At 41.1% G+C, this 20,212-nt stretch carries 17 protein-coding genes; 10 read left to right on the plus strand and 7 right to left on the minus strand.

Annotated elements, in window-relative coordinates:
- Positions 1-317 precede the first annotated feature (317 nt).
- Both PTE_RS22895 and PTE_RS14150 read right to left on the minus strand, forming a co-directional pair.
- Positions 318-2,519 carry an inverse autotransporter beta domain-containing protein gene (locus PTE_RS22895; protein WP_051477407.1) on the minus strand — a complete coding sequence of 734 codons (2,202 nt, stop codon included), beginning with the start codon at positions 2,517-2,519 and terminating at the stop codon, positions 318-320.
- A 370-nt stretch (positions 2,520-2,889) separates the two neighbouring features.
- On the minus strand, positions 2,890-4,578 hold the full coding sequence (locus PTE_RS14150; protein ID WP_036847657.1) for a phage tail protein: 1,689 nt from the start codon (positions 4,576-4,578) through the stop codon (positions 2,890-2,892).
- Between the two features lie 365 nt (positions 4,579-4,943).
- On the opposite strand from PTE_RS14150, the gene pth reads away from it, so the two are divergent.
- Together pth and ychF are read left to right on the plus strand one after the other, a co-directional pair.
- On the plus strand, positions 4,944-5,534 hold the full coding sequence (gene pth / locus PTE_RS14155) for an aminoacyl-tRNA hydrolase (RefSeq protein WP_036847659.1): 591 nt from the start codon (positions 4,944-4,946) through the stop codon (positions 5,532-5,534).
- A gap of 137 nt (positions 5,535-5,671) precedes the next feature.
- Positions 5,672-6,763, plus strand: coding sequence for a redox-regulated ATPase YchF (gene ychF / locus PTE_RS14160; RefSeq protein WP_036847661.1), 1,092 nt, complete (start codon positions 5,672-5,674; stop codon positions 6,761-6,763).
- Between the two features lie 179 nt (positions 6,764-6,942).
- Here the strand turns inward: ychF and PTE_RS25765 are convergent, their stop codons facing one another.
- Positions 6,943-7,140: a hypothetical protein gene (locus PTE_RS25765; RefSeq protein WP_157890153.1), complete on the minus strand. Its 198-nt coding sequence runs from the start codon at positions 7,138-7,140 to the stop codon at positions 6,943-6,945.
- Between the two features lie 594 nt (positions 7,141-7,734).
- On the opposite strand from PTE_RS25765, the gene PTE_RS14170 reads away from it, so the two are divergent.
- Both PTE_RS14170 and PTE_RS14175 read left to right on the plus strand, forming a co-directional pair.
- Positions 7,735-8,541 carry a hypothetical protein gene (locus PTE_RS14170; RefSeq protein WP_036847665.1) on the plus strand — a complete coding sequence of 269 codons (807 nt, stop codon included), beginning with the start codon at positions 7,735-7,737 and terminating at the stop codon, positions 8,539-8,541.
- A 552-nt stretch (positions 8,542-9,093) separates the two neighbouring features.
- Entirely contained in the window at positions 9,094-9,909 is an 816-nt protein-coding gene (locus PTE_RS14175; protein WP_036847667.1) for a hypothetical protein, read from the plus strand.
- Positions 9,910-10,048: 139 nt separating this feature from the next.
- Here the strand turns inward: PTE_RS14175 and vapC are convergent, their stop codons facing one another.
- The 3 genes from vapC to PTE_RS14190 all read right to left on the minus strand — a co-directional run bounded on the left by vapC (position 10,049) and on the right by PTE_RS14190 (position 12,271).
- Entirely contained in the window at positions 10,049-10,450 is a 402-nt protein-coding gene (gene vapC, locus PTE_RS14180) for a type II toxin-antitoxin system tRNA(fMet)-specific endonuclease VapC (RefSeq protein WP_036847669.1), read from the minus strand.
- Positions 10,450-10,680: a type II toxin-antitoxin system VapB family antitoxin gene (vapB, locus tag PTE_RS14185; RefSeq protein WP_036847672.1), complete on the minus strand. Its 231-nt coding sequence runs from the start codon at positions 10,678-10,680 to the stop codon at positions 10,450-10,452. Before vapB ends, vapC begins: the two co-directional genes overlap by 1 nt.
- A 169-nt stretch (positions 10,681-10,849) precedes the next feature.
- Complete coding sequence (locus tag PTE_RS14190; RefSeq protein ID WP_036847676.1) at positions 10,850-12,271, minus strand: aminotransferase-like domain-containing protein; 1,422 nt, start codon at positions 12,269-12,271, stop codon at positions 10,850-10,852.
- Between the two features lie 130 nt (positions 12,272-12,401).
- On the opposite strand from PTE_RS14190, the gene PTE_RS14195 reads away from it, so the two are divergent.
- From PTE_RS14195 to PTE_RS14215, 6 genes are all read left to right on the plus strand, one after another.
- Positions 12,402-13,739, plus strand: coding sequence for a cytochrome ubiquinol oxidase subunit I (locus PTE_RS14195; protein ID WP_036847678.1), 1,338 nt, complete (start codon positions 12,402-12,404; stop codon positions 13,737-13,739).
- Positions 13,729-14,736 carry a cytochrome d ubiquinol oxidase subunit II gene (gene cydB / locus PTE_RS14200; protein WP_036847681.1) on the plus strand — a complete coding sequence of 336 codons (1,008 nt, stop codon included), beginning with the start codon at positions 13,729-13,731 and terminating at the stop codon, positions 14,734-14,736. The genes PTE_RS14195 and cydB overlap by 11 nt, the downstream gene beginning before the upstream one ends.
- Complete coding sequence (locus PTE_RS23835) at positions 14,717-14,875, plus strand: DUF2474 domain-containing protein (protein WP_071992984.1); 159 nt, start codon at positions 14,717-14,719, stop codon at positions 14,873-14,875. Before cydB ends, PTE_RS23835 begins: the two co-directional genes overlap by 20 nt.
- 208 nt (positions 14,876-15,083) lie before the next feature.
- Positions 15,084-16,172 (plus strand): histidine kinase, encoded by a 1,089-nt coding sequence (locus tag PTE_RS14205; protein ID WP_239002303.1) that lies wholly within the window; start codon positions 15,084-15,086, stop codon positions 16,170-16,172.
- Positions 16,173-16,310: 138 nt separating this feature from the next.
- Positions 16,311-17,147: a siderophore-interacting protein gene (locus PTE_RS14210; protein ID WP_036847687.1), complete on the plus strand. Its 837-nt coding sequence runs from the start codon at positions 16,311-16,313 to the stop codon at positions 17,145-17,147.
- Positions 17,148-17,670: 523 nt separating this feature from the next.
- Positions 17,671-18,408: a class I SAM-dependent DNA methyltransferase gene (locus tag PTE_RS14215; RefSeq protein ID WP_036847690.1), complete on the plus strand. Its 738-nt coding sequence runs from the start codon at positions 17,671-17,673 to the stop codon at positions 18,406-18,408.
- A 193-nt stretch (positions 18,409-18,601) separates the two neighbouring features.
- On the opposite strand, the gene PTE_RS14220 is transcribed toward PTE_RS14215, so the two are convergent.
- A complete protein-coding gene (locus PTE_RS14220) occupies positions 18,602-20,203 on the minus strand; it encodes an APC family permease (RefSeq protein ID WP_051477408.1) in 1,602 nt (533 codons plus the stop codon).
- Positions 20,204-20,212: the final 9 nt, after the last annotated feature.

Raw genomic sequence — 20,212 nt, forward strand, 5'->3', positions numbered from 1 at the left:
TGATAGCTGGTGCTGAGCTCCGCAAAGCTGACCGCCCTGTTAGCGTTTACCGCCGCCGACTGAGTGGCCGTTTTCGCCGACACCTGCACATCCGCCACTGCCACCGTGCTGCTTAAGGTCGCGGTGACCTGCCCCTGCGCATTACTCACCGGGCTGCTTTGTTTCGTCAGTTTCANATCCATCAACCGTTGGGTCTGTCTGCCAGTCGATATCGATCGGTTTATCCACTACCAGATTGCCATACGCATCTTCCACCGTCGCCGTGAAGGTATAAGTGTCAGTGCCGTTATTGTAGAGTCCGCCGTCTTTGTCCACCGTTACATGGGTAACCTGATAGCTGGTGCTGAGCTCCGCAAAGCTGACCGCCTGTTAGCGTNCNCCGCCGCCGACTGAGTGGCCGTTTTTGCCGACACCTGCACATCCGCTACCGCCGCCGTACTGCTTAACGTCGCCGTGACCTGTCCCTGGGCGTTACTCACCGGGCTGCTCTGCTTCGTCAGGGTTAATCCGGCCACCGTTTTATCCATCTGCCAGTCAATATCAACCGGTTTATCCGCCACCGGCTTGCCATACGCATCCACCACCGTCGCCGTGAAGGTATAACTGTCAGTGCCGTTATTATAGAGCCCGCCGTCTTTGTCCACCGTGACACCGGTGACATGATAACTAGTGTCGACCTCATTAAAACTGACCTTTTTATCCGTAGTAACACGTTCACCATTAATACTGACACTGACTTGTATATCGGATAATGGTGTTGTACTCGTTAATGTCGCAGTCTGTTGCCCATTTTTATCTGTTGCCTCTGAATCAGGTTTTAATTTCAATCCAGGATCTTTTTTATCCGTATCCCAAACCAATTTAGCATTTTCTATCGGCGTTTTTCTGTCAGCTCCAAGCAAAGTGGCTGTGTAGACATATTTCGCATTTCCATCAGCAACTAAAGGATCCGTTGTATTAACACTCAAAGAAATATTACGCTGCAATACATTGGCTTGTATCTGTATTCCCTGCTGATCATCCTTACCTGTACCTGTTATTACATAATCATTTTTTCCGTCAGGTTGATATTCTGGCAACCGAATTGTATAACCATTATTACTTTCTATATTTATAATTCCACCATTCTTTTGGAATAATTCAGGCATATCCCAAGCAATATTTTCGAATGGAGTGTCAGATTGAATCTTTATTGGTTTAACTTCACCACCGTAACCACTAATTTCTAATATAGGGGCCACTAATCTAATATGTTTCTGTTTTTTCAAGTAATTCAAAACAATATTATTATTTCTTTCAACTAAGTCGTAACGACTTCCTGCCAAGCTCCTTAGTGAGGAAACATTCTCCGGTGAAAGTTGCTCTGATAATGGCGTACCAAATCGATAATTCACATTGAGCGAAAATATACCATCACTTTTCCCCTCTTTTCCTAATTTATAGTCAACCCCAGCTGTTATCAGTGGAATTGGTGTATAATTTACCCCAATAGTTGCGGCATATGGATCTTTTTGCCTATTGTTAGTGCCGAATAACGCAACATTATCACCAAAATATTGTTCATATTTTATTTTGGCACCGAGTGACAGCATTGAAGGTAAATACATATCAGCAATAAGATCATAACCACTTGCCGGGCGTTCATAATAATTGGTTAAATCACGGGAGTTATGCCAATTACTCAAGCGAAAATATGCGTTAGTGGACATTTTTAGGTAGTTAGTCCACAGTTCACCACCCAGGCTGAATCGACTGTTATTACCGGTTAAATCATTATCGTAAAAAGTGTTCGCCCCATACATCCAGTCATTTATGAATAAACGGGTTCCGACGCCTAGATTCACCGTGTTACGGCTATCTTTATGGCGATATCCATATTGGGTATAAACAAGCCAATGATCTTTATCATCATAGAAAGGAATGAGCAAGTCTACAGAGCTTTCATCCAAGCGCCCATGATGATCAACATTTAAATTAATTTTAGCGGTACCAAACTGTGATAACCATTTCTGAGTGTTATTTGTTATTTGGCTATTCAATTTGTTGACAATATAGTCCTGCGCTAATTTTTTTGGATCTGTATTTAATAAACCAAGGAATTCAGGGCCACGGGATAAAATTAAAGGAGGCGTATTTTGATTATCATCTTGATGACTATTTTCATATAGTCGAGGTATTTTGGATTTTTCACCGCTATCATTTTTTTCTATTGCGCTTTTCTTTGACAACCACTTACCACATCCTTTCTGCTCTGATAATTTTTTTTCTTTATGAATGATGTCTTCGTGTAATTTCTTACTACCTTGCTCGGTTATCTGTTTTTTTCTATCAATATTATGTTCTATAACTGCTTTTTGGTGTTCTTGGCAACTTTCAATACTAATCGAAGATTTTCCTGTTTCAGGTAGAATAGGATAACTTTTCAGCGGTGTAAGCGCTGTAAGTAAAAAACAGACGATTGACACACCCTTAATTACCTTACAAATCATTACATCAAGAAAATTATGATTAATATTCATCAGCGATACCAGAAAATTCTTACGGTTATATTAAGTTACAACTGCTGAACACATTAAATTATCTTTATATAATTTTGTATAATGAAATTAAATTATCAGCCGATAACCATAAGTAATCACTTAGATAAACGCCAGGCCTGGTACCTCGATCTGCTGGCACAGTAGCCTGGGTACTAACCAAAAATAAAACGGAGTATGTGAGGCAATAAATGAGGTATCTCTAGAGTGGTTAATACGTTGATGTACTGACAGTTAAGGCCGACTCTCTGTGAACCCAGTAAATAACTCAGCTTTTTAAGGCTGTTGAAATAATGAGGACAGAGAGTGCGGATAACAACGTATAACAAAGGACCATGTGTCCCCGATTACATTATTCTTGTGGTTTTTCCGGTAGTTGTACCCGAACATTGAGTACTCGTCCATCAGGGATGTCGCATAACTCACCATCATTGTAATAAATGACTTCCCCATCACCGTTAATACTTTTGACGCGCTTATTTTGGGCAAATATCGGCGCATCGGTATTTTGACGATGATAACATTCGATGGTTATATCGCCGTTGGATGTGTCTACCGATTCATAAACCCAAATAAGATTTAACCCGTTACTGTCTGCCGGGACGATGGTACCACCGTGAACTCCCCATTCCCCATCTTTAGCAAAACCGTTACAGCCGCTGATGCGATATTTCCCGGTCTCTATCCGCTTAACAATCATCCCTTCCGCTTCGCGAGTTAGCTCATAAGTTCCGTCTGGATAAATACTCACTACGGGGCTGGATACTCTAAGATTACCGTTAGTATCGGCGATACAATTATCATTAAAAACGGCAATAGGGTTACCGTTATATCTCAACTTCTCGCCAACTGTCAGCCTGCCATATTTTTTTTCATTGCAAATATCAAAATCCGATGACCCGCCAATCGGAAATCCAACGAATGCCGTTCTTGTTGCCCCCTCATAAAACTGCAAATATGCATGTCCGCCTGTATCGTATATTATGTTAAAAATACCCGCACCCCCCTTTAAATTTGCCGATGCGGCTTCAATTCGACCCGCAGGAGAAACAGAAAAGACCCGATTATTATTAATATATGCAGCCAACTCACCACCGATTGTTAATTTGCTAGATTTTTTTTCGTTACAAATATCAAAATCCGATGACCCGTCACCTGGAAATCCAACATAAGCCGTTCTTTTTGCCCCTTCAATAAACTGACAATATGCATGTTTACCCGTGTCATGAGTTATATTAAAAACTCCGGCATTCCCCTTTATATTCGCTGACGCGGCTTCAATCTGACCCGCAGGAGAAACAGAAAAAACTCGTTTACCATTAATATCTATCGTATATCCGTAAGTATCGACGCTACCGCCACGCACAATACCTGTTTTAATATAATTGTCATACCAATTGTAAAGCGTAAACGCGACTATTTCACTTGTCGGTTTAGCACCCTGCAAAGAAACTAACATAGTCGCATTACGTTCAGTGGGCAGTGTTTCAACCTGTTTAAACCTAAAATACTGTGGATAATTTCCACCATTGGCCGATACCGCATTTTTTGCTAACGCTACCGTTTCCGATAAGCCGAGGTTTTTCACAAACGCGTTTTTATCAGGAATATCTGCGCCATTTTGATTTTTTGCCAATCGGTTATTAGCGTTATCATTTACATCAGAAACAAGCTTCTGCGTTACCGCGAGAGTATGACTATTACCTATTTTATCTGTGAGCTGAGTAACACCTTTTTGTGTTAATGAAGCACTAGGTACTTCTATTGCAATTTTTTGTTCTAATGCTCTATTTAATTGAACAATAAGTTTAGCTATATCCCCATCATCCAGAACATCATTGCCGGAATATGTTGCGATAAAATTGGCTACAACAGATGCTATTGTCGATGACTGACGTAATACCTTGTTTAGTAAATGAGTAGTAATATTTTCTGGTGGAAATCCAGTCAGCAAATCCTTACTTTCTTCATATCTTTCCTGACTCACCACATTAGCATTATTACTAATAGAAAAAGCTTTAAAATCATTTTTTTGACTCATACATCCTCCTAAAATTAAAAAAACATCATTTCATAATCAACATGTTGGATTATCGTAAAAATCGTTCTACATAATTTATTTCAATTATAGTCTATCTCGAAAAAACAATAATAAAACTTTCTTATGACTTAGGTAGTTAACTATTTTTGTACCACTGGCAATAATAAAAAATTTAATATTTTCAAACCAAACAGATATCAAAACTATTTGTGCTTAATATCTGTAAATGACTTTTCTCCTTCCAATTTCCTCTCGAAAATTTTCGTAACAATATTTCCAAGCTTTCAAACTGAATTTTGTACTTGTAGCCCCCGACAGGTAAACTATTCTTCTTTTTGTTTTACTGCCAAAAGTGAAGAAAAATAGTGAGTAACATAAAATTAATCGTCGGTCTGGCTAATCCCGGTGCTGAATATGCCCAAACCAGACACAATGCCGGAGCCTGGTATGTTGATCTACTCGCTCGGAGCCACAATCAATCACTGAAAGAAGAGAGTAAATTTTTCGGTTACACCGCCCGGATTAATATGTGCGGTCATGATATTCGTCTGTTAGTCCCAACGACATTTATGAATCTCAGTGGTAAATCTGTTGCAGCCCTCACCTCCTTTTACCGTATCCAACCAGATGAAATTCTGGTGGCCCATGATGAACTCGATTTACCGCCGGGAGTGGCAAAAATGAAGCTGGGCGGAAGTCATGGCGGCCATAATGGTTTGAAAGATATTCAAAACAAATTTGGCAATAATCCTAACTTCTATCGCTTACGTATTGGTATCGGTCATCCGGGCGATAAAAATAAAGTTATTGGCTTTGTGCTGGGAAAACCACCAGCCAGTGAACAAAAGCTGATTGATGACGCGATTGATGAAGCTCTGCGCTGCACTGATATTCTGATGAAACAAGATATGGATAAAGCGATCAACCGCTTGCACAGCTTCAAAGCCAGTGCCTGACGACACAGAATAGATAAATCCTATTTGCGGGATCGTGATAGCTCGCCATTCCGTGTATAATGGCGCCAATTTTTTTCTGATTCATCACAAAGGCTACCCCAGCCTTTTGATTTATAAGTAATTTAAGGTGAAAATTTATGGGATTCAAATGCGGTATCGTTGGCTTGCCTAACGTCGGAAAATCAACATTATTCAATGCGCTGACCAAAGCAGGTATCGAAGCAGCAAACTTCCCGTTCTGCACCATTGAACCCAATACCGGTGTAGTACCTATGCCCGATCCACGGCTTGAGCAACTGGCGCAAATTGTAAAACCTCAACGTATCCTGCCTACCACAATGGAATTCGTCGATATTGCTGGTCTGGTGAAAGGCGCATCAAAAGGTGAAGGTCTGGGCAACCAGTTTCTGACTAATATTCGTGAAACGGAAGCTATCGGCCATGTTGTGCGTTGCTTTGTTAACGACAATATCATTCACGTTTCCGGCCAGGTTGACCCTGCCGCTGATATTGAGATCATCAATACAGAACTGGCACTTTCCGATCTGGACACTTGTGAGCGAGCCATTCATCGTGTCCAGAAAAAAGCCAAAGGTGGCGATAAAGATGCCAAAGCTGAACTGGAAGCGCTGGAAAAATGCCTGCCGCATCTGGAACAAGCCGGTATGTTGCGAGCATTGGATCTCAGTGCCGAAGAGAAAGCCGCTATCCGCTACTTGAGTTTCCTGACGCTGAAACCCACGATGTACATTGCTAATGTCAACGAAGAGGGTTTTGAAAACAATCCTCATCTGGATATTGTTCGTGCCATCGCAGAACAAGAGGGATCGGTTGTCGTCCCTGTTTGTGCTGCGGTAGAATCCGATATCGCAGAGCTGGAAGATGACGAACGCGAAGAGTTTATGGCTGAACTTGGTCTGGAAGAACCCGGTTTAAACCGCGTTATCCGGGCTGGTTATCAGTTATTGAATCTGCAAACTTACTTCACCGCCGGTGTGAAAGAAGTCCGGGCATGGACAATCCCTGTAGGCGCAACCGCACCGCAGGCTGCCGGTAAGATCCACACTGATTTCGAAAAAGGTTTTATCCGCGCGCAAACTATCGCTTTTGAAGATTTCATCACTTATAAAGGCGAACAAGGCGCAAAAGAAGCCGGTAAAATGCGTTCAGAAGGTAAGGATTATATCGTTAAAGATGGCGATGTGATGAACTTCTTGTTCAACGTCTAAATATTTTTTTCTGTCTCATGACATCTCACGATATTTCATGAGGATCAGAAAAACACTTAAAATCCACGCAGTTGCGTGGATTTTTATTTTCAATCTTCGATTAGCCCACCTTTCACCGGCAGGCCAATAGTGTAATCCCTCTTTCACGGACATCAGTGTTGGCGGGCAGTTTTCGCGTGTCAGTAACCAATCAACCGTAGCCAGCAACTCAATTGTAGCTTGACGGCGTCGGTGTAACAAACCATCCCTTCCAGCAACGCAATCGGACGATGCTGATGAATAAGTGCCTTAATCCCCTTATCACAATTAATTGAATGCAAATTTTGCTTACTAACTGGAAAGTCTGCCTGAAATCCATCACTGTTGAACTTATCCAAATTTAATTTAAAGCCTTCTGTTATTTCAGAAGGCGCTTCAAATTTCCGGCAAAATCGAAATCGCTTTTTATTTATCTCCGACTTTCCCTTGATTAATATAAGTTCTTAAAGTTTCGTTATTATCGCCATCCTTCATATCTAATAACAATAAAACAAGATAAACCAAATGACAAAAAACATTTTAACCAAGACGATAATATAATCAACAACAATCTTCACTCGTAATTATTCATTTAAAATCAATATAAATAAAAAACAAATCAATATATAATTGATAATAAAATAAATTATTAGCAGATATAAATACATATCCAGTTGTATAATAAAGAGTTATTTTTATAAAATACTCTAAAAAACAAATTTCATGATAACAAGCTTTACATACTGTATTTTTAAACTATTATGGAAATATAATAGACGCAATTTCTATCAATTGACATAGATATTACCAGTTTTCAGAAAAAATATTTATCATACAAAATAAAACCATATCTTATTGATCTAAAATAAATTATATTTCCTGAAGACAGAATTAACCTGGATTAAAAGTAAATATTCAATAGTTAATTAAATAAACTTATAAGGAAAATAATCATGAAGAATATATTCACCAGCTCTGACTATGAATTTAAAAAGGCTCAAGAGTGGCTGGAGTATATTAAACAAGGAAAACTAAGATACCTGAAAACACAGGAATACCCCGATAACATTTTTTCTCATTCCCCGGCACCTGAAAATCTTTCTAACGTGCAAAGCCCAGCCAGTGTAGCAGTAACAAATGAATATTCAATATTTGCAAAGAAATCTGCTACATCATATAAATACCCAGTAAGCGTCACTGAGGGTTTGCAAACTATCATCAACTTATGTCGGATAGCTTCAGGTTATGACCCTTTAAAGCCAGAAGGTAATGGCAATGCGAAAAAGTTCATTGCATTCACAAAAGAAATAGCAAATATTCCATTTCTCTCTTTATTGTGGGCAGACTCAAGTATTGTGATTCAACAAAGCCATAATACCGATATCCTAATAGATTCTTTTGTCCAAGCCTTTAAAGGACTCTCTCCTCAGGATAAAATTACAATCAAAATCTATCTAAAAGCGCTGGCTAATACTGCTTTATCATATGCTGATGAGAAAGAAAGACAATCTAATTTCGTACAATACGCTCTTACTAAACCCCCAAATGGCGCTTCACTTGTATTGTATTCATCTGTGTTAACAATAAAGAGAGTGAATAATAAAGGTACTATAAAATTCACATCCAGTTATAAACTTTCACAGGCAGAATATAATCTCAGCCAAGCATCATGGGAAAATGTAAAACCGGCATTCGAGAAAGAAAATAAAATATCAATCGAATATTTAATTGACTGCATGACAACCAGACTAAAAACATAAATTAAAATATTTTTATAAATAGATTAATTGATCCAGATCAACGGAATTATTAAAAACATACTTTCGAGAATATTTTAAATAAATTTCCACCATTAATCATAGTTATCACATAGAATGACTAGTTTCCAATAAAAATAGATAACAATAATATAATGAATGAGATATACCATCAGTGCATATGAAAATATATCGTTCAACTATACAATATGAATTAATCTTATAAGATTAATTTCCAGAGAGAAAATTTTACAAATGGCGTTTTTATACTAATATAAAAACGCCACATGAACAATCATTTATCAATGAGAAATAAATTAAATTACATACTATCCATCATCAATATTTTATAATGAAAAACGTTCACTTATAGATATAATTGGCTCATAGGAAAGTGTGTTTATTAATCGTTTGAAATCTATTAACGAAAAATTTTAAGATAAAAAATAAGTTTACATAGGCATTGTTGCAAATAGGACTCAATATCGTTCCCTATTTTCAACAGTATTTTAACATTCAATATCTAGTTTAATAAACCTATAAAGGACAAAAATCATGGAAAATACCTTAAGCAATCCTGATTACGCAGTAAAAAAAACACAAGAATGGATGGAACATATTGAGAAAGGAGGAACAAGGTTGCTGAAAGATTGGCAACGCTCAGATAACATTTTCACAGATATTTCCGATCTTGAAGATTATTCCAAAGTACAAAGCCCAGCTAATGCCGCAGCGACAGAAAATTATATACTCCTGGCAAATCAATCTGCTACATCATATAAGTATCCGGTAAGCGTTACCGAAGGTCTGCAAACTATAGTGAATATATGTCGTGCAGTTTCAGGTTATAATGCGTTAGATCCTGAAGGCAAAGGCAATAAAGAACACTTCTTTGCATTTACAAAAGAATTATCGGGTGTACCGATCCTTTCCTTAATATCAAAAAGCGTACAAAATGTTGTCCAAAAAAGCCGTAATCTGGATGTTTTGATCAACTCTTTCCTGGAAAGCTTCCAAGGTTTAACTTATCTGGAGAGAGACCAGATGAGAACCCCCTTGAGACAACTGGCTCTCGCTGCGTTATCATATGCGGGTAAAAAGCAGACTCGATCTAATTTCGTACAAAACGTGCTTGCCACATCGCCAAGAGGTGTATCATGCTTCTTATATTGGTCTGAATTTTCAATAATCGCTTTAGAAGATAATAAAGGCACTATCGAATTTCAATCTACTTACCTTCTACCGCAAGCAGAATATCAACTGAGTTACGAAGCATGGAGAAACGCGCGGCCCGCATTCGAGAAAGCGCAGAAGGAAACATTAGAAGATTGGATTAACAATATGACAACCAGGAAGAAAGAAAAGAAGTAAGGGCACGTTGTATAGAATAAGTTGATATAGTGAAATAACTGACAAAATGGTGTCCGCAAATTCATCGTGGACACCATGATGAATATCTCTGATATAAAACACTTTATTAAAACAAGCAATAAATACAATAATTACCCCCTTAGTTGGTCCAGTTCTCCACGCGAAGACCAGAAACTCGCTCAAATTCACGCACATTATTGGTGACGATAATCAGTCCTTGGCTTCTGGCATGTCCTGCTATCTGGTTGTCATAAGCCCCAATGCACAAACCATTGCGCTCAAGCTCTGCAATGACTTGACCTGAGTGCACAGCAGCCTTACTATCGAAATTCAGCACCTCCAACCTGGCAGCAAACTCCTCAATTAACTTCATATTGGCCTCTGGATTTCCTGATTTCTCCGCCCCTTTCACCAGTTCCATTAATGTCACCGTACTGATACACAGTTGACCATGATGGCGCAAAAAAGCTTCACGCACCTTCTGGGGCCGGTTATTGAAAGTGTAGATACAGATACAAGTATCAAGCATGTATTTCAGCATCAGAGCCCCTCACGCTCTTGCACTGGCGGCTGCTCACGTTCTGCCATAAAATCGGCAGTCACACCAGGACCGTCAAACCAACTGTCCCAAGACTCACCAGCGGGCGTGATTATACGGGTACGCCCCACAGCCACCACATCAACCCGTTTCACTTCTTCCGGTAGAGCTACAGCTTTGGGAAGTCGGACTGCTTGAGAACGGTTACTTTTAAATACTGTTGTTTGCACCATAAGATCCTCCTCCATAGGGATATACTTCTTATATATCCATAATAAGCACCAGGAGAAATATGTCAAAGGGATATACCTGATTTTTTCTATTTAAGCACTCTATATGTGGCTTGCTCCTTCCTCTGTAGCGCTTGAACTAAGTTTCACCCTGACCAATGTGTTATAGTTATTATCCACATTCAGCCAATAAAGTATGGCAAAGATGACCTAAAGTCTGCATAGCACGTTCCATTTCCTCATTCCAATCAAAAGAGGCATTAAGACGAAAGGCATGGTTAAACTGTTGGCTGGTACAAAACATACTGCCAGGCGCAATACTGATCCCTTCCGCCAACGCCAGTTGATAAAGCCGCTCGGCACTAAACAGTGGCTCAAATTCCAGCCAGAGGAAATACCCGCCTTTCGGGCGATTCACTTTCACTGATGCAGGCATATAGTCACCAATCGCCCGTAGCATTTGGTGTTGACGCTGTTCCAATATACGGCGAAGACGGCGCAAATGTTTATCGTATCCCCCTTCGGCTAGATAATCGGCAATAGCCAGTTGTGTCGGCATGCTGGCAGAAACGGTACTCATCATTTGTAACTGCTGGATTTTTCTGGCGTGCTTTCCTGCCGCGACCCACCCCACCCGGAATCCGGGCGCCAGACATTTAGAAAACGAAGAACAATGCATAAAGTTGCTTTCACTGTCCAACCCTTTCGCCGGTACAGGCCGTTGCTGATCGAAATAGAGTTCACCATACACATCATCTTCAATCAGTACTATTTGGTTACTGTTAAGGATATTCACCAATCGTAATTTATTTTCGGCAGACATCGTTCCGCCCAATGGATTCTGGAAGTGAGTCATTAACCAGCAGGCTTTTACCGGATATTTTTGCAGCACCTCCTCCAACGCATCTAAATCAATACCGTTTTGCGGATCGGTTTTTATTGCCACCGCTTTTAAGCGTAAACGTTCAATTGCCTGCAAAGCACCATAGAAAGCCGGTGATTCAATGACCACCCAATCACCCGGCTCAGTCACTGACTGCAAACTGAAACTTAATGATTCCATCGCACCGGCGGTAATGACAATTTCATCAGGAGAAACATGAATACCATGCATCGCGTAGCGGCGCGATATGTTACGGCGTAACTTATCGTTACCCGGTGGTAAGTTAGCTAAAGAGCTATGCGGCGCAATTCGCCTGGCGACTGCCGCTAACGCTTTGGTAAGTTTAGGCTGAATCAATAAGGATGGATCCGGGAATGCTGAACCAAAAGGAATAATCGAGGGATCTTTGCACGCTTGTAATACATCAAAAATAGAAGCGCTTATTTCCACGCTTTCGCTCAGATGTAATCGCTTTCCCCCTTTCACCGCCGCAAATGGTTGTAAACGCTTGGTGACATAATAACCAGACTGAGGCCGGGAAGCGATCCATCCCTGACTTTCCAATAACTGATACGACTGAACAACCGTCATCAAACTCAAACCCGATAATTTCACTGACTCTCTCAGAGAAGGTAATCTATCGCCTACCAGCCAGGTACCATCTTCAATATGTTGCAGAATTTGCTTGGCAAATTGTTCATAACGCGTCATAAGTTCAGACCTCCGTGGAAACTGTTATAGTTAATATACAGAAAATTGTCACTATTATAGTTATTTTTTTCATGCTCTACTTACCCACATACTTTTCCTGCCTTTATTCAAACTAAAATAAGAGGTCACTATGTTTGGTTTAAGTGCCCTGGAACTGGCCAGAATTCAGTTCGCTTTTACTGTCTCCTTTCACATTATCTTTCCAGCAATCACGATTGGGCTGGCGAGTTTTTTAGCGGTACTGGAAGGATTATGGCTAAAAACCCGTCATAGTGATTACAAAGAGTTATATCACTTCTGGTCGAAAATTTTTGCCGTTAACTTCGGCATGGGCGTGGTTTCCGGCCTGGTTATGGCTTATCAATTCGGCACCAACTGGAGTTTTTTCTCCGAGTTTGCCGGTTCGATCACTGGCCCCTTGCTGACTTACGAAGTGCTGACCGCGTTCTTTCTTGAAGCGGGCTTTCTTGGCGTGATGTTATTTGGCTGGAACCGTGTGGGTGAGAAGTTACATTTTTTCGCCACCTGTATGGTTGCGCTAGGTACTCTAATATCCACCTTTTGGATACTGGCCTCCAACAGCTGGATGCAAACCCCACAAGGCCATGAAATTATCAATAATCAGGTCGTCCCCGTCGACTGGCTCGCAGTCATATTCAATCCCTCCTTTCCATACCGTCTGGCTCACATGTGTACTGCGGCATTCCTTGCCTCAGCATTCTTTGTTGCAGCTTCAGCGGCATGGCATTTATTAAAAGGCAATGACTCGACAGCAATGAAAAAAATGCTCTCCATGTCGATGTGGATGATCCTGATTATTGCGCCTTTGCAGGCGTTGATTGGTGATGCTCACGGTCTTAACACACTCAAGCATCAACCCGCTAAAGTCGCGGCAATGGAAGGCCATTGGGAAAATCGTCCCGGCGAAGCGACTCCGCTGATCCTGTTCGGTATTCCTGATATGGAACGGGAAGAGACGCGTTATGCCGTGGAGATCCCATATCTCGCCAGCCTGATTTTGACTCACAGCATCGATAAACAGGTTCCTGCTCTTAAAGAGTTTCCACCGGAAGACAGACCAAATGCCCTGATGGTTTTCTGGTCATTCAGAGTGATGGTCGGCCTGGGTATGCTGATGATCATTGCCGGTTGCTGGGGACTCTGGTTACGTTATAAGCAACGGCTTTACCAATCAAAACCCTTCCTGCGTTTTATATTTTTGATGGCACCTTCCGGCCTGATCGCCATTCTTGCCGGCTGGTTTACCACAGAAATAGGCCGTCAACCATGGGTGGTTTATGGTCTGTTACGCACTAAAGACGCTGTATCCGCACACGGTGAAATCCATATGAGCATCAGCCTGTTGCTGTTTATCGTGGTTTATAGCTCGGTATTTGGTGTGGGTTACGCCTATATGATGAAACTTATCCGCAAAGGCCCCAAAAAGGAGTTAGAAAATGGGTATTGATCTGCCGTTAATCTGGTTCATCATCATTGTGTTCAGCACCATGATGTACATTGTCATGGATGGTTTTGATCTTGGGATTGGGCTGCTCTATCCCACGGTTAAAAGCGACAGCGACCGTGATTTAATGATGAACAGTGTCGCCCCCGTCTGGGATGGTAACGAAACCTGGCTGGTACTTGGGGGTGCGGGTTTATTCGGTGCTTTTCCTCTGGCTTATGCTGTTATCCTTGACGCGTTGACCATCCCCCTGACATTAATGTTATTTGGCCTGATATTTCGTGGCGTCGCCTTTGAGTTTCGTTTCAAATCCACGCCTGAGCATCGTCATATCTGGGATAAAGCCTTTATCGGTGGTTCTGTGATTGCCACCTTCGTTCAGGGGATTGTAGTTGGTGCCTTTATTCAGGGGTTCCCTGTTGAAAACCGGGCTTATGCGGGTGGCTATTTTGACTGGTTCTCACCGTTCCCGCTGTTCTGTGGCTTTGGGCTTATCGTTGCTTACGCCCTGTTAGGCTGCGGCTGGCTGATTATGAAAACTGAAGGCCATCTGCAACAGGCGATGTACCGTGTAGCCCGCCCACTCATTTTTCTGATGCTAGCTGTCATCGCCATTATCAGTTTGTGGACACCATTAATCCATCCGGCAATTGCAGAACGTTGGTTCAGTTTACCTAATTTATTGTTCTTCCTTCCTGTACCACTGTTAGTGGTATGGTCCGGCTGGAAACTGCTGCGCTCCATCAAACACAAAACCCATTACACACCATTTCTGTTAGCGCTGTTGCTGGTTTTCCTTGGCTACAGCGGATTGGGTATCAGTATCTGGCCTAACCTGATCCCACCAGCGATCAGCTATGAAGCCGCCGCAGCACCACAACAAAGTTTAGGTTTTATGCTGGTTGGCGCCCTGCTGATCATCCCAGTGATCCTGGTTTATACCTATTGGAGCTACTACGTTTTCCGGGGGAAAGTGAACCATGAACAAGGCTACCACTGATCAAAATATCCAACGCCCTTCCGTATGGAAACGGATAGGCTGGATGGCGGTAATCTGGCTTTGCAGTGTGATGACTCTTTTTGCTGTCTCCACACTATTTCGCCTTCTGATGACAGCAGCAGGCATGAAATTAAAGTAATTGTTAACACTATTTAATAAATTGAGCTAAAGTTTTCATCAGTATCGCAGAACGGAATCTTAACCTGATGAAAACAAGTTCAAATAACTCTATCTTCACAAACCAAAAGTTGTTTGTAATCAACTCTATTATAAATTTATTTTTACTTTTTATACTGTTATTGATTAACAAACAGTCTATTCAAGATTTAATTCTACCGTTGCTGATAATGTTAAGCATTACAAATGTGTATTTCCTGATAAAAGTAGTATATAACTCTGTTCCTGTCAAAGAATGGCAACATTCAAGATACAAAGCAGAAATTAACGCACTGAAACAAAAAAATGGCCATTTGGATTTCCTCTGTCAAAGCCATTTCAAACTACAAAACTGTAAACTTCTTCCTGAAAAGCTACAGGAGATTTTTTCTCATCTCAATCGCCTGATCCCTTTCTGTGAAGCCAAAATCATCCTTTATCCATCGCAACAAGAATATTTCTTCCGCAATCCCCACCAGTGCCCCTATTTCGATATGCCTCTGATTATGAGATGGAATCTGGATGATAATATTGATAACTATGGGACACTCTGGATAAAAACACACAGAAATAGTGATCTGACCCCCGATGAAAAAAGCCTGGTTCAGAATGTGGTTGCCTTAATGACGAATAAACTGTTACGGGAAAACCAAATCCAGTGCTACCATCAGAGTATCTTGGCAGCAGAAAGGGCGGCTATTTCCCGCGAACTCCACGATTCAATTGCCCAATCGCTCTCTTTCCTTAAGATTCAGGTTAATTGCCTGTATATCGGTAGTGACAACTTATCCAAGCAAAGTTTAACCTCGCTCAATATGATTAAGGATGAATTGAATATCGCTTACCGCCAGCTAAGAGAATTATTAGCAACCTTCAGGAACGAACAGCCTCAATGTAATCTGCAAGAATCTTTACAGACGTTGATTAATGAGTTTAACCATCGTCTGGGCTTCAATATTGAATTCAATTACCGTCTGACACATCAGCACATCCCTGACAGTTACTGTAAACATTTAATACAAATCATCCGGGAGTGTCTAAACAATTGCTACAAGCATTCCAATGCAAACTGGATCAGTATCCGTATTTATCCTATTGATGACAAAATCATTGCTGTTGTCAGTGACAATGGCCGAGGCATCGATCTAAATGCAATTGATAAAAACAGATTTGGACTGGCTATTATGCAAGACAGAGTCACTCTTATCGGTGGACAATTACAGATAAAAAACCGTAAAAATGGTGGTACAGAAATAGAAATTCAATTATCACTGGATTGAAAAAGACAAATAAATCAAATTACTAGCATCAGTGCAATTTATTGAATGATAATGATTAGCATTTGTGTTAATTACTGTTACACTGCATTTTGCTTTATCAGATCATTACCTTCGATAAATTTTCCAGAGGAATTTTACGTGGCGAATAAAACAATTGAAGAGAAAAATATTTACCGCCCTGCACCACCGAGGCTTGTTCAGGTAAAAAAAATTTTCGACGTAACCCCCAATATGCGCAGCATTACTTTCGAAAGTGAAAACCTGAACACTTATCCCACTGAATGCGAAGGCGGGCTGGTAAAAATATTTTTACCTCTTCCGGGACAGACCAAACCGATCTTACCCACTCTATCCCCAGAAGGCCCAATATGGCCGGCAAAAGAACTGCGCCCGGTTACCCGTGCTTACACTGTTCGGGCTCTCCGTTCCGAACAAAAAGAGATCGATATTGAGTTCGCACTGCATGACCATGGCGGTCCGGCGGTGGAGTTTGCTCACAGAGCCAAAATCGGTGACTGGATCGGCATCACTAACCCCGGAGGCCCTGATCCACTACTGCCAAAAGTCAGCAACTATTATATGGCCGGCGACCCAAGTTCCCTGCCGGCAATTGCGGCGCTATTGGAAACAATGAAACCAGACGCTGCCGGGCAGGTGATTATCCGTATCGAAAGTGAACAAGATATTCAGAAGTTGAAAAAACCGGCGGGAATAACAATCCACTGGATTACCGGCGGTGTTGAAGTGACTGACAAGATGGTATCCACGTTCAAATCCTGGTCATTACCAACAGAAGATGTCACTTTCTGGCTTGCCGGTGAAGATAAAATGGTAAAAGCGCTTCGTCGCTATGTTCGCCGTGAAAAAGGTTATGAACGCCACCAGCTGTATGCTATCCCTTACTGGAGACATGGCTTTAATGAAGAAGGTTATCACGAGCTGCGCCATGAAGTGATGGATAGCTTTGCGCTATGATTAGTGCATAATTTCGGCCAGTCATAATAGGCAAAAGATCACGCCGGGAGATTTTTTCAGGAATCTTAACGGTGTGATCAATAGGTATACCTGCTTTCCACTTTTGGTTTTTTATTACCCAGCCAGCGATTTGGTGTGCCGAACCAAATCGCTAAATGCAATGCTCAGAAAGAACGCAAAATAGGATGAGTTGTATCACCGGGCTACCTCATAAATTATCGTTCAAGATAGTTGCTTGTATGTATCGCTTATTTCAACAATTGATGACACGACATAATTACTACAAAAATAATAGTTCTACAAAACATATTATAGGTATTCCCAAGAGCATAGATAACTCTGTGACCGGGGTGAGCGAGTGCATCCAACAAAGCAGCAACTTGAAAGATAACGGGTATATCTAATTCATCACTAACGTATTAGTATATAATAAGAGAAAGACCTTCAGTAATTATTAAATTCATACTAAATAATATCTCTTCGATAAATAAAGTACTTTGACCTTTAGCTAAGGATAAAAAACATGAAAGATAACACTTTATATGATCCTATTGCACATCTTTACGAGAGTTTTTCAGATGCTGCTGCCCATATCAAAGTAGAAATCAGAACTGTCTTCGATCTGGCAGGAGATATACACGGGAAATCAGTGTTAGATTTAGCCTGTGGATATGGTCTTTTTAGTCGAGAATACAAAAATCGTGGTGCGTCAAAAGTCATTGGAGTCGATATATCAGATAACATGATAGCAATTGCGAAAAGCAAATCACAACAATACGGTGACGATATCGAATTTCACGTAAGAAATGTCTGCAAGATGGAGTCATTTGGCAAATTTGACATAGTCAATGCAGCCTGGTTATTCTGCCATGCAGAATCTATTGAAGACCTTGAAACTATGTTCCGTGTCATTGCCGCTCATCTCAAGCCTTCAGGTAAACTCATTGCGTATACCGCTGAACCTGATTGTCGATTAGAAAAAGTGAAGTATGAAAATTATTGTATAAAAATTCTGAGTAAAGAGCCCGTGAAAGACACAACTCTCGTGAGAGCTGAATTTCTTACCACACCACCCAGCCCTTTCACCATGTATCATTGGAGTCGTGAACAATATCAAGCGGCTATCCAAAAAGCGGGATTCAAACAATTTAGATGGCAAAAACCAATGCTGTTAAAAAGCGATATTGAGGATTATCCCCTAGGTTTTTGGGATGATTATCAACGAAATTGCCTTGATACAGCTCTTATTTGTCAGTTTTAACAAGATAATCCCCGAGATCCGTTGTCTTTCCTACACAAATCCCTCGATTTTCATCGAGGGATTTCAGACCGCTGACAAACCTCATTCAAAATAATGGGGGTTGTTTTTTCCAGATAGGTTGGTAGGTAAAGCCAGAACAGGCTTTACCCCAATTAGGAAGAGGAGCAATCAAAATGTTCCATTAGCACTCTAATCAATCCTCATCTTCCGTTGGTAAAATAGCGTTGGGCAGAGCACTAAAGGTTCCCCAATAAAAGGCAATCAAAGACATCACTGCCACTGCAACGATATCCCAGGGTGCAGGAATAATGCCTTTCCCACCAAATGTGCCTAGATAGGACAAAATGATCATGGCACTGTAGAAACCGATCAGCCACAAGGCAGAGATTATCTGTTGGCGCAGGCTCACTTTGCCTGTGGGGATTCTGTTTTTGAATAACAAGTAGATGAAGAACAAGATAATTTGTAATCCGAGCAGCCAGGAAACGGTTTTCCAACCAGACCAGTAAACAATGAAGGCGGAAACAATAAAAGAGAGCGGGCCAATGATGATAAACCCTTTAACATAAAAAGGGCGTTTCATCCCTTTGGCATTACGGCGTAAAGCAGAGGCCGTGACTGGCGCTAATGCGTAGCTCAGGACTAACGCTGCTGAAACAACACTGATAAGTTTTTCCCATGAAGGAAAAGGTAATGTCCAAAAAATAGAAAGAATAAACGTCAACCAGAGTGCAGGACGTGGTATTCCCGATTTTTCATCGATATGGGTAAACACATTAAATAACGTGCCACTTTTTGCCCAGCCATAGATAACACGCGGAGTCGCATTCATATAAATATTCCCAGTGCCGCTTGGAGAGATCACTGCATCACATACCACCAAAAAAGCGAGCCATCCCGCACCGAGTATTAAGGCTATATCACGAAACGGCAGTGAAAAATATTGCCCAATTTGGTTCCAGCCGCCAAAGAGCAGATCAGAGGGTATTCCGCCAAGAAAAGCTAACTGTAATAAAACATAAATGACCGTAGACAGTAAAATAGACAGAATAAGAGCAATAGGGATGGTTTTTTGCGGTTTCTCCACTTCACCGGCAACAGAAATAATTGGCGTCAGGCCAAGATAAGCAAAGATAATACCGCCCGCTGAAACCGCGGCTTCAACACCAGAGATCCCAAACGGGGAGAATCCATGAACTTGCAGATTACTCGGATTAAAATAATTAAAAAGGATAGCAATAACGAGCAGCGGAACGATGAACTTGAAGAGACTAATAATATTGTTGAATTTCGCAAAAGTTTTTACGCTGTTGTAGTTAAGGTAAAAGAAAAATGCTAATAAAATAAATTGAACCAACCAGCCTGCCAGAGTCGGATCACCAGAACCCGGCTGACTGAGAAAAGGGAACCACGCAGCCGCATATTGCCGGGCAGCGACAACTTCAATGGCTATCAGGCTGGAAAACGCAATTAAGGTGATAGAACCCATTAAATATCCCATGAGTTCACCATGAGAAAACATCGGATAACGAATAATGCCACCTGATTTCGGCAGAGCTGCACCCAATTCGCAATACACAATGCCGAGTAAGAGCACAGCGATACCACCAATTACCCAGGAAAAAATCCCTGCTGGCCCGGCAATAACAGACACATGACTGGCAGCAAATAACCAGCCAGAACCAAAAATGGCACCTAATCCGATGAAAGTTAAATCCGTAAGTGTTAACTGTTTCTTAAATTTTCCCTGCCCTGAATTGGATTTTGGCAGTGGAGAGGTTTCATATGGCGCCATAATTATTCG

The organism is Photorhabdus khanii NC19, from assembly GCF_000517265.1.
GTDB classification, from domain to species: Bacteria; Pseudomonadota; Gammaproteobacteria; order Enterobacterales; family Enterobacteriaceae; genus Photorhabdus; species Photorhabdus khanii.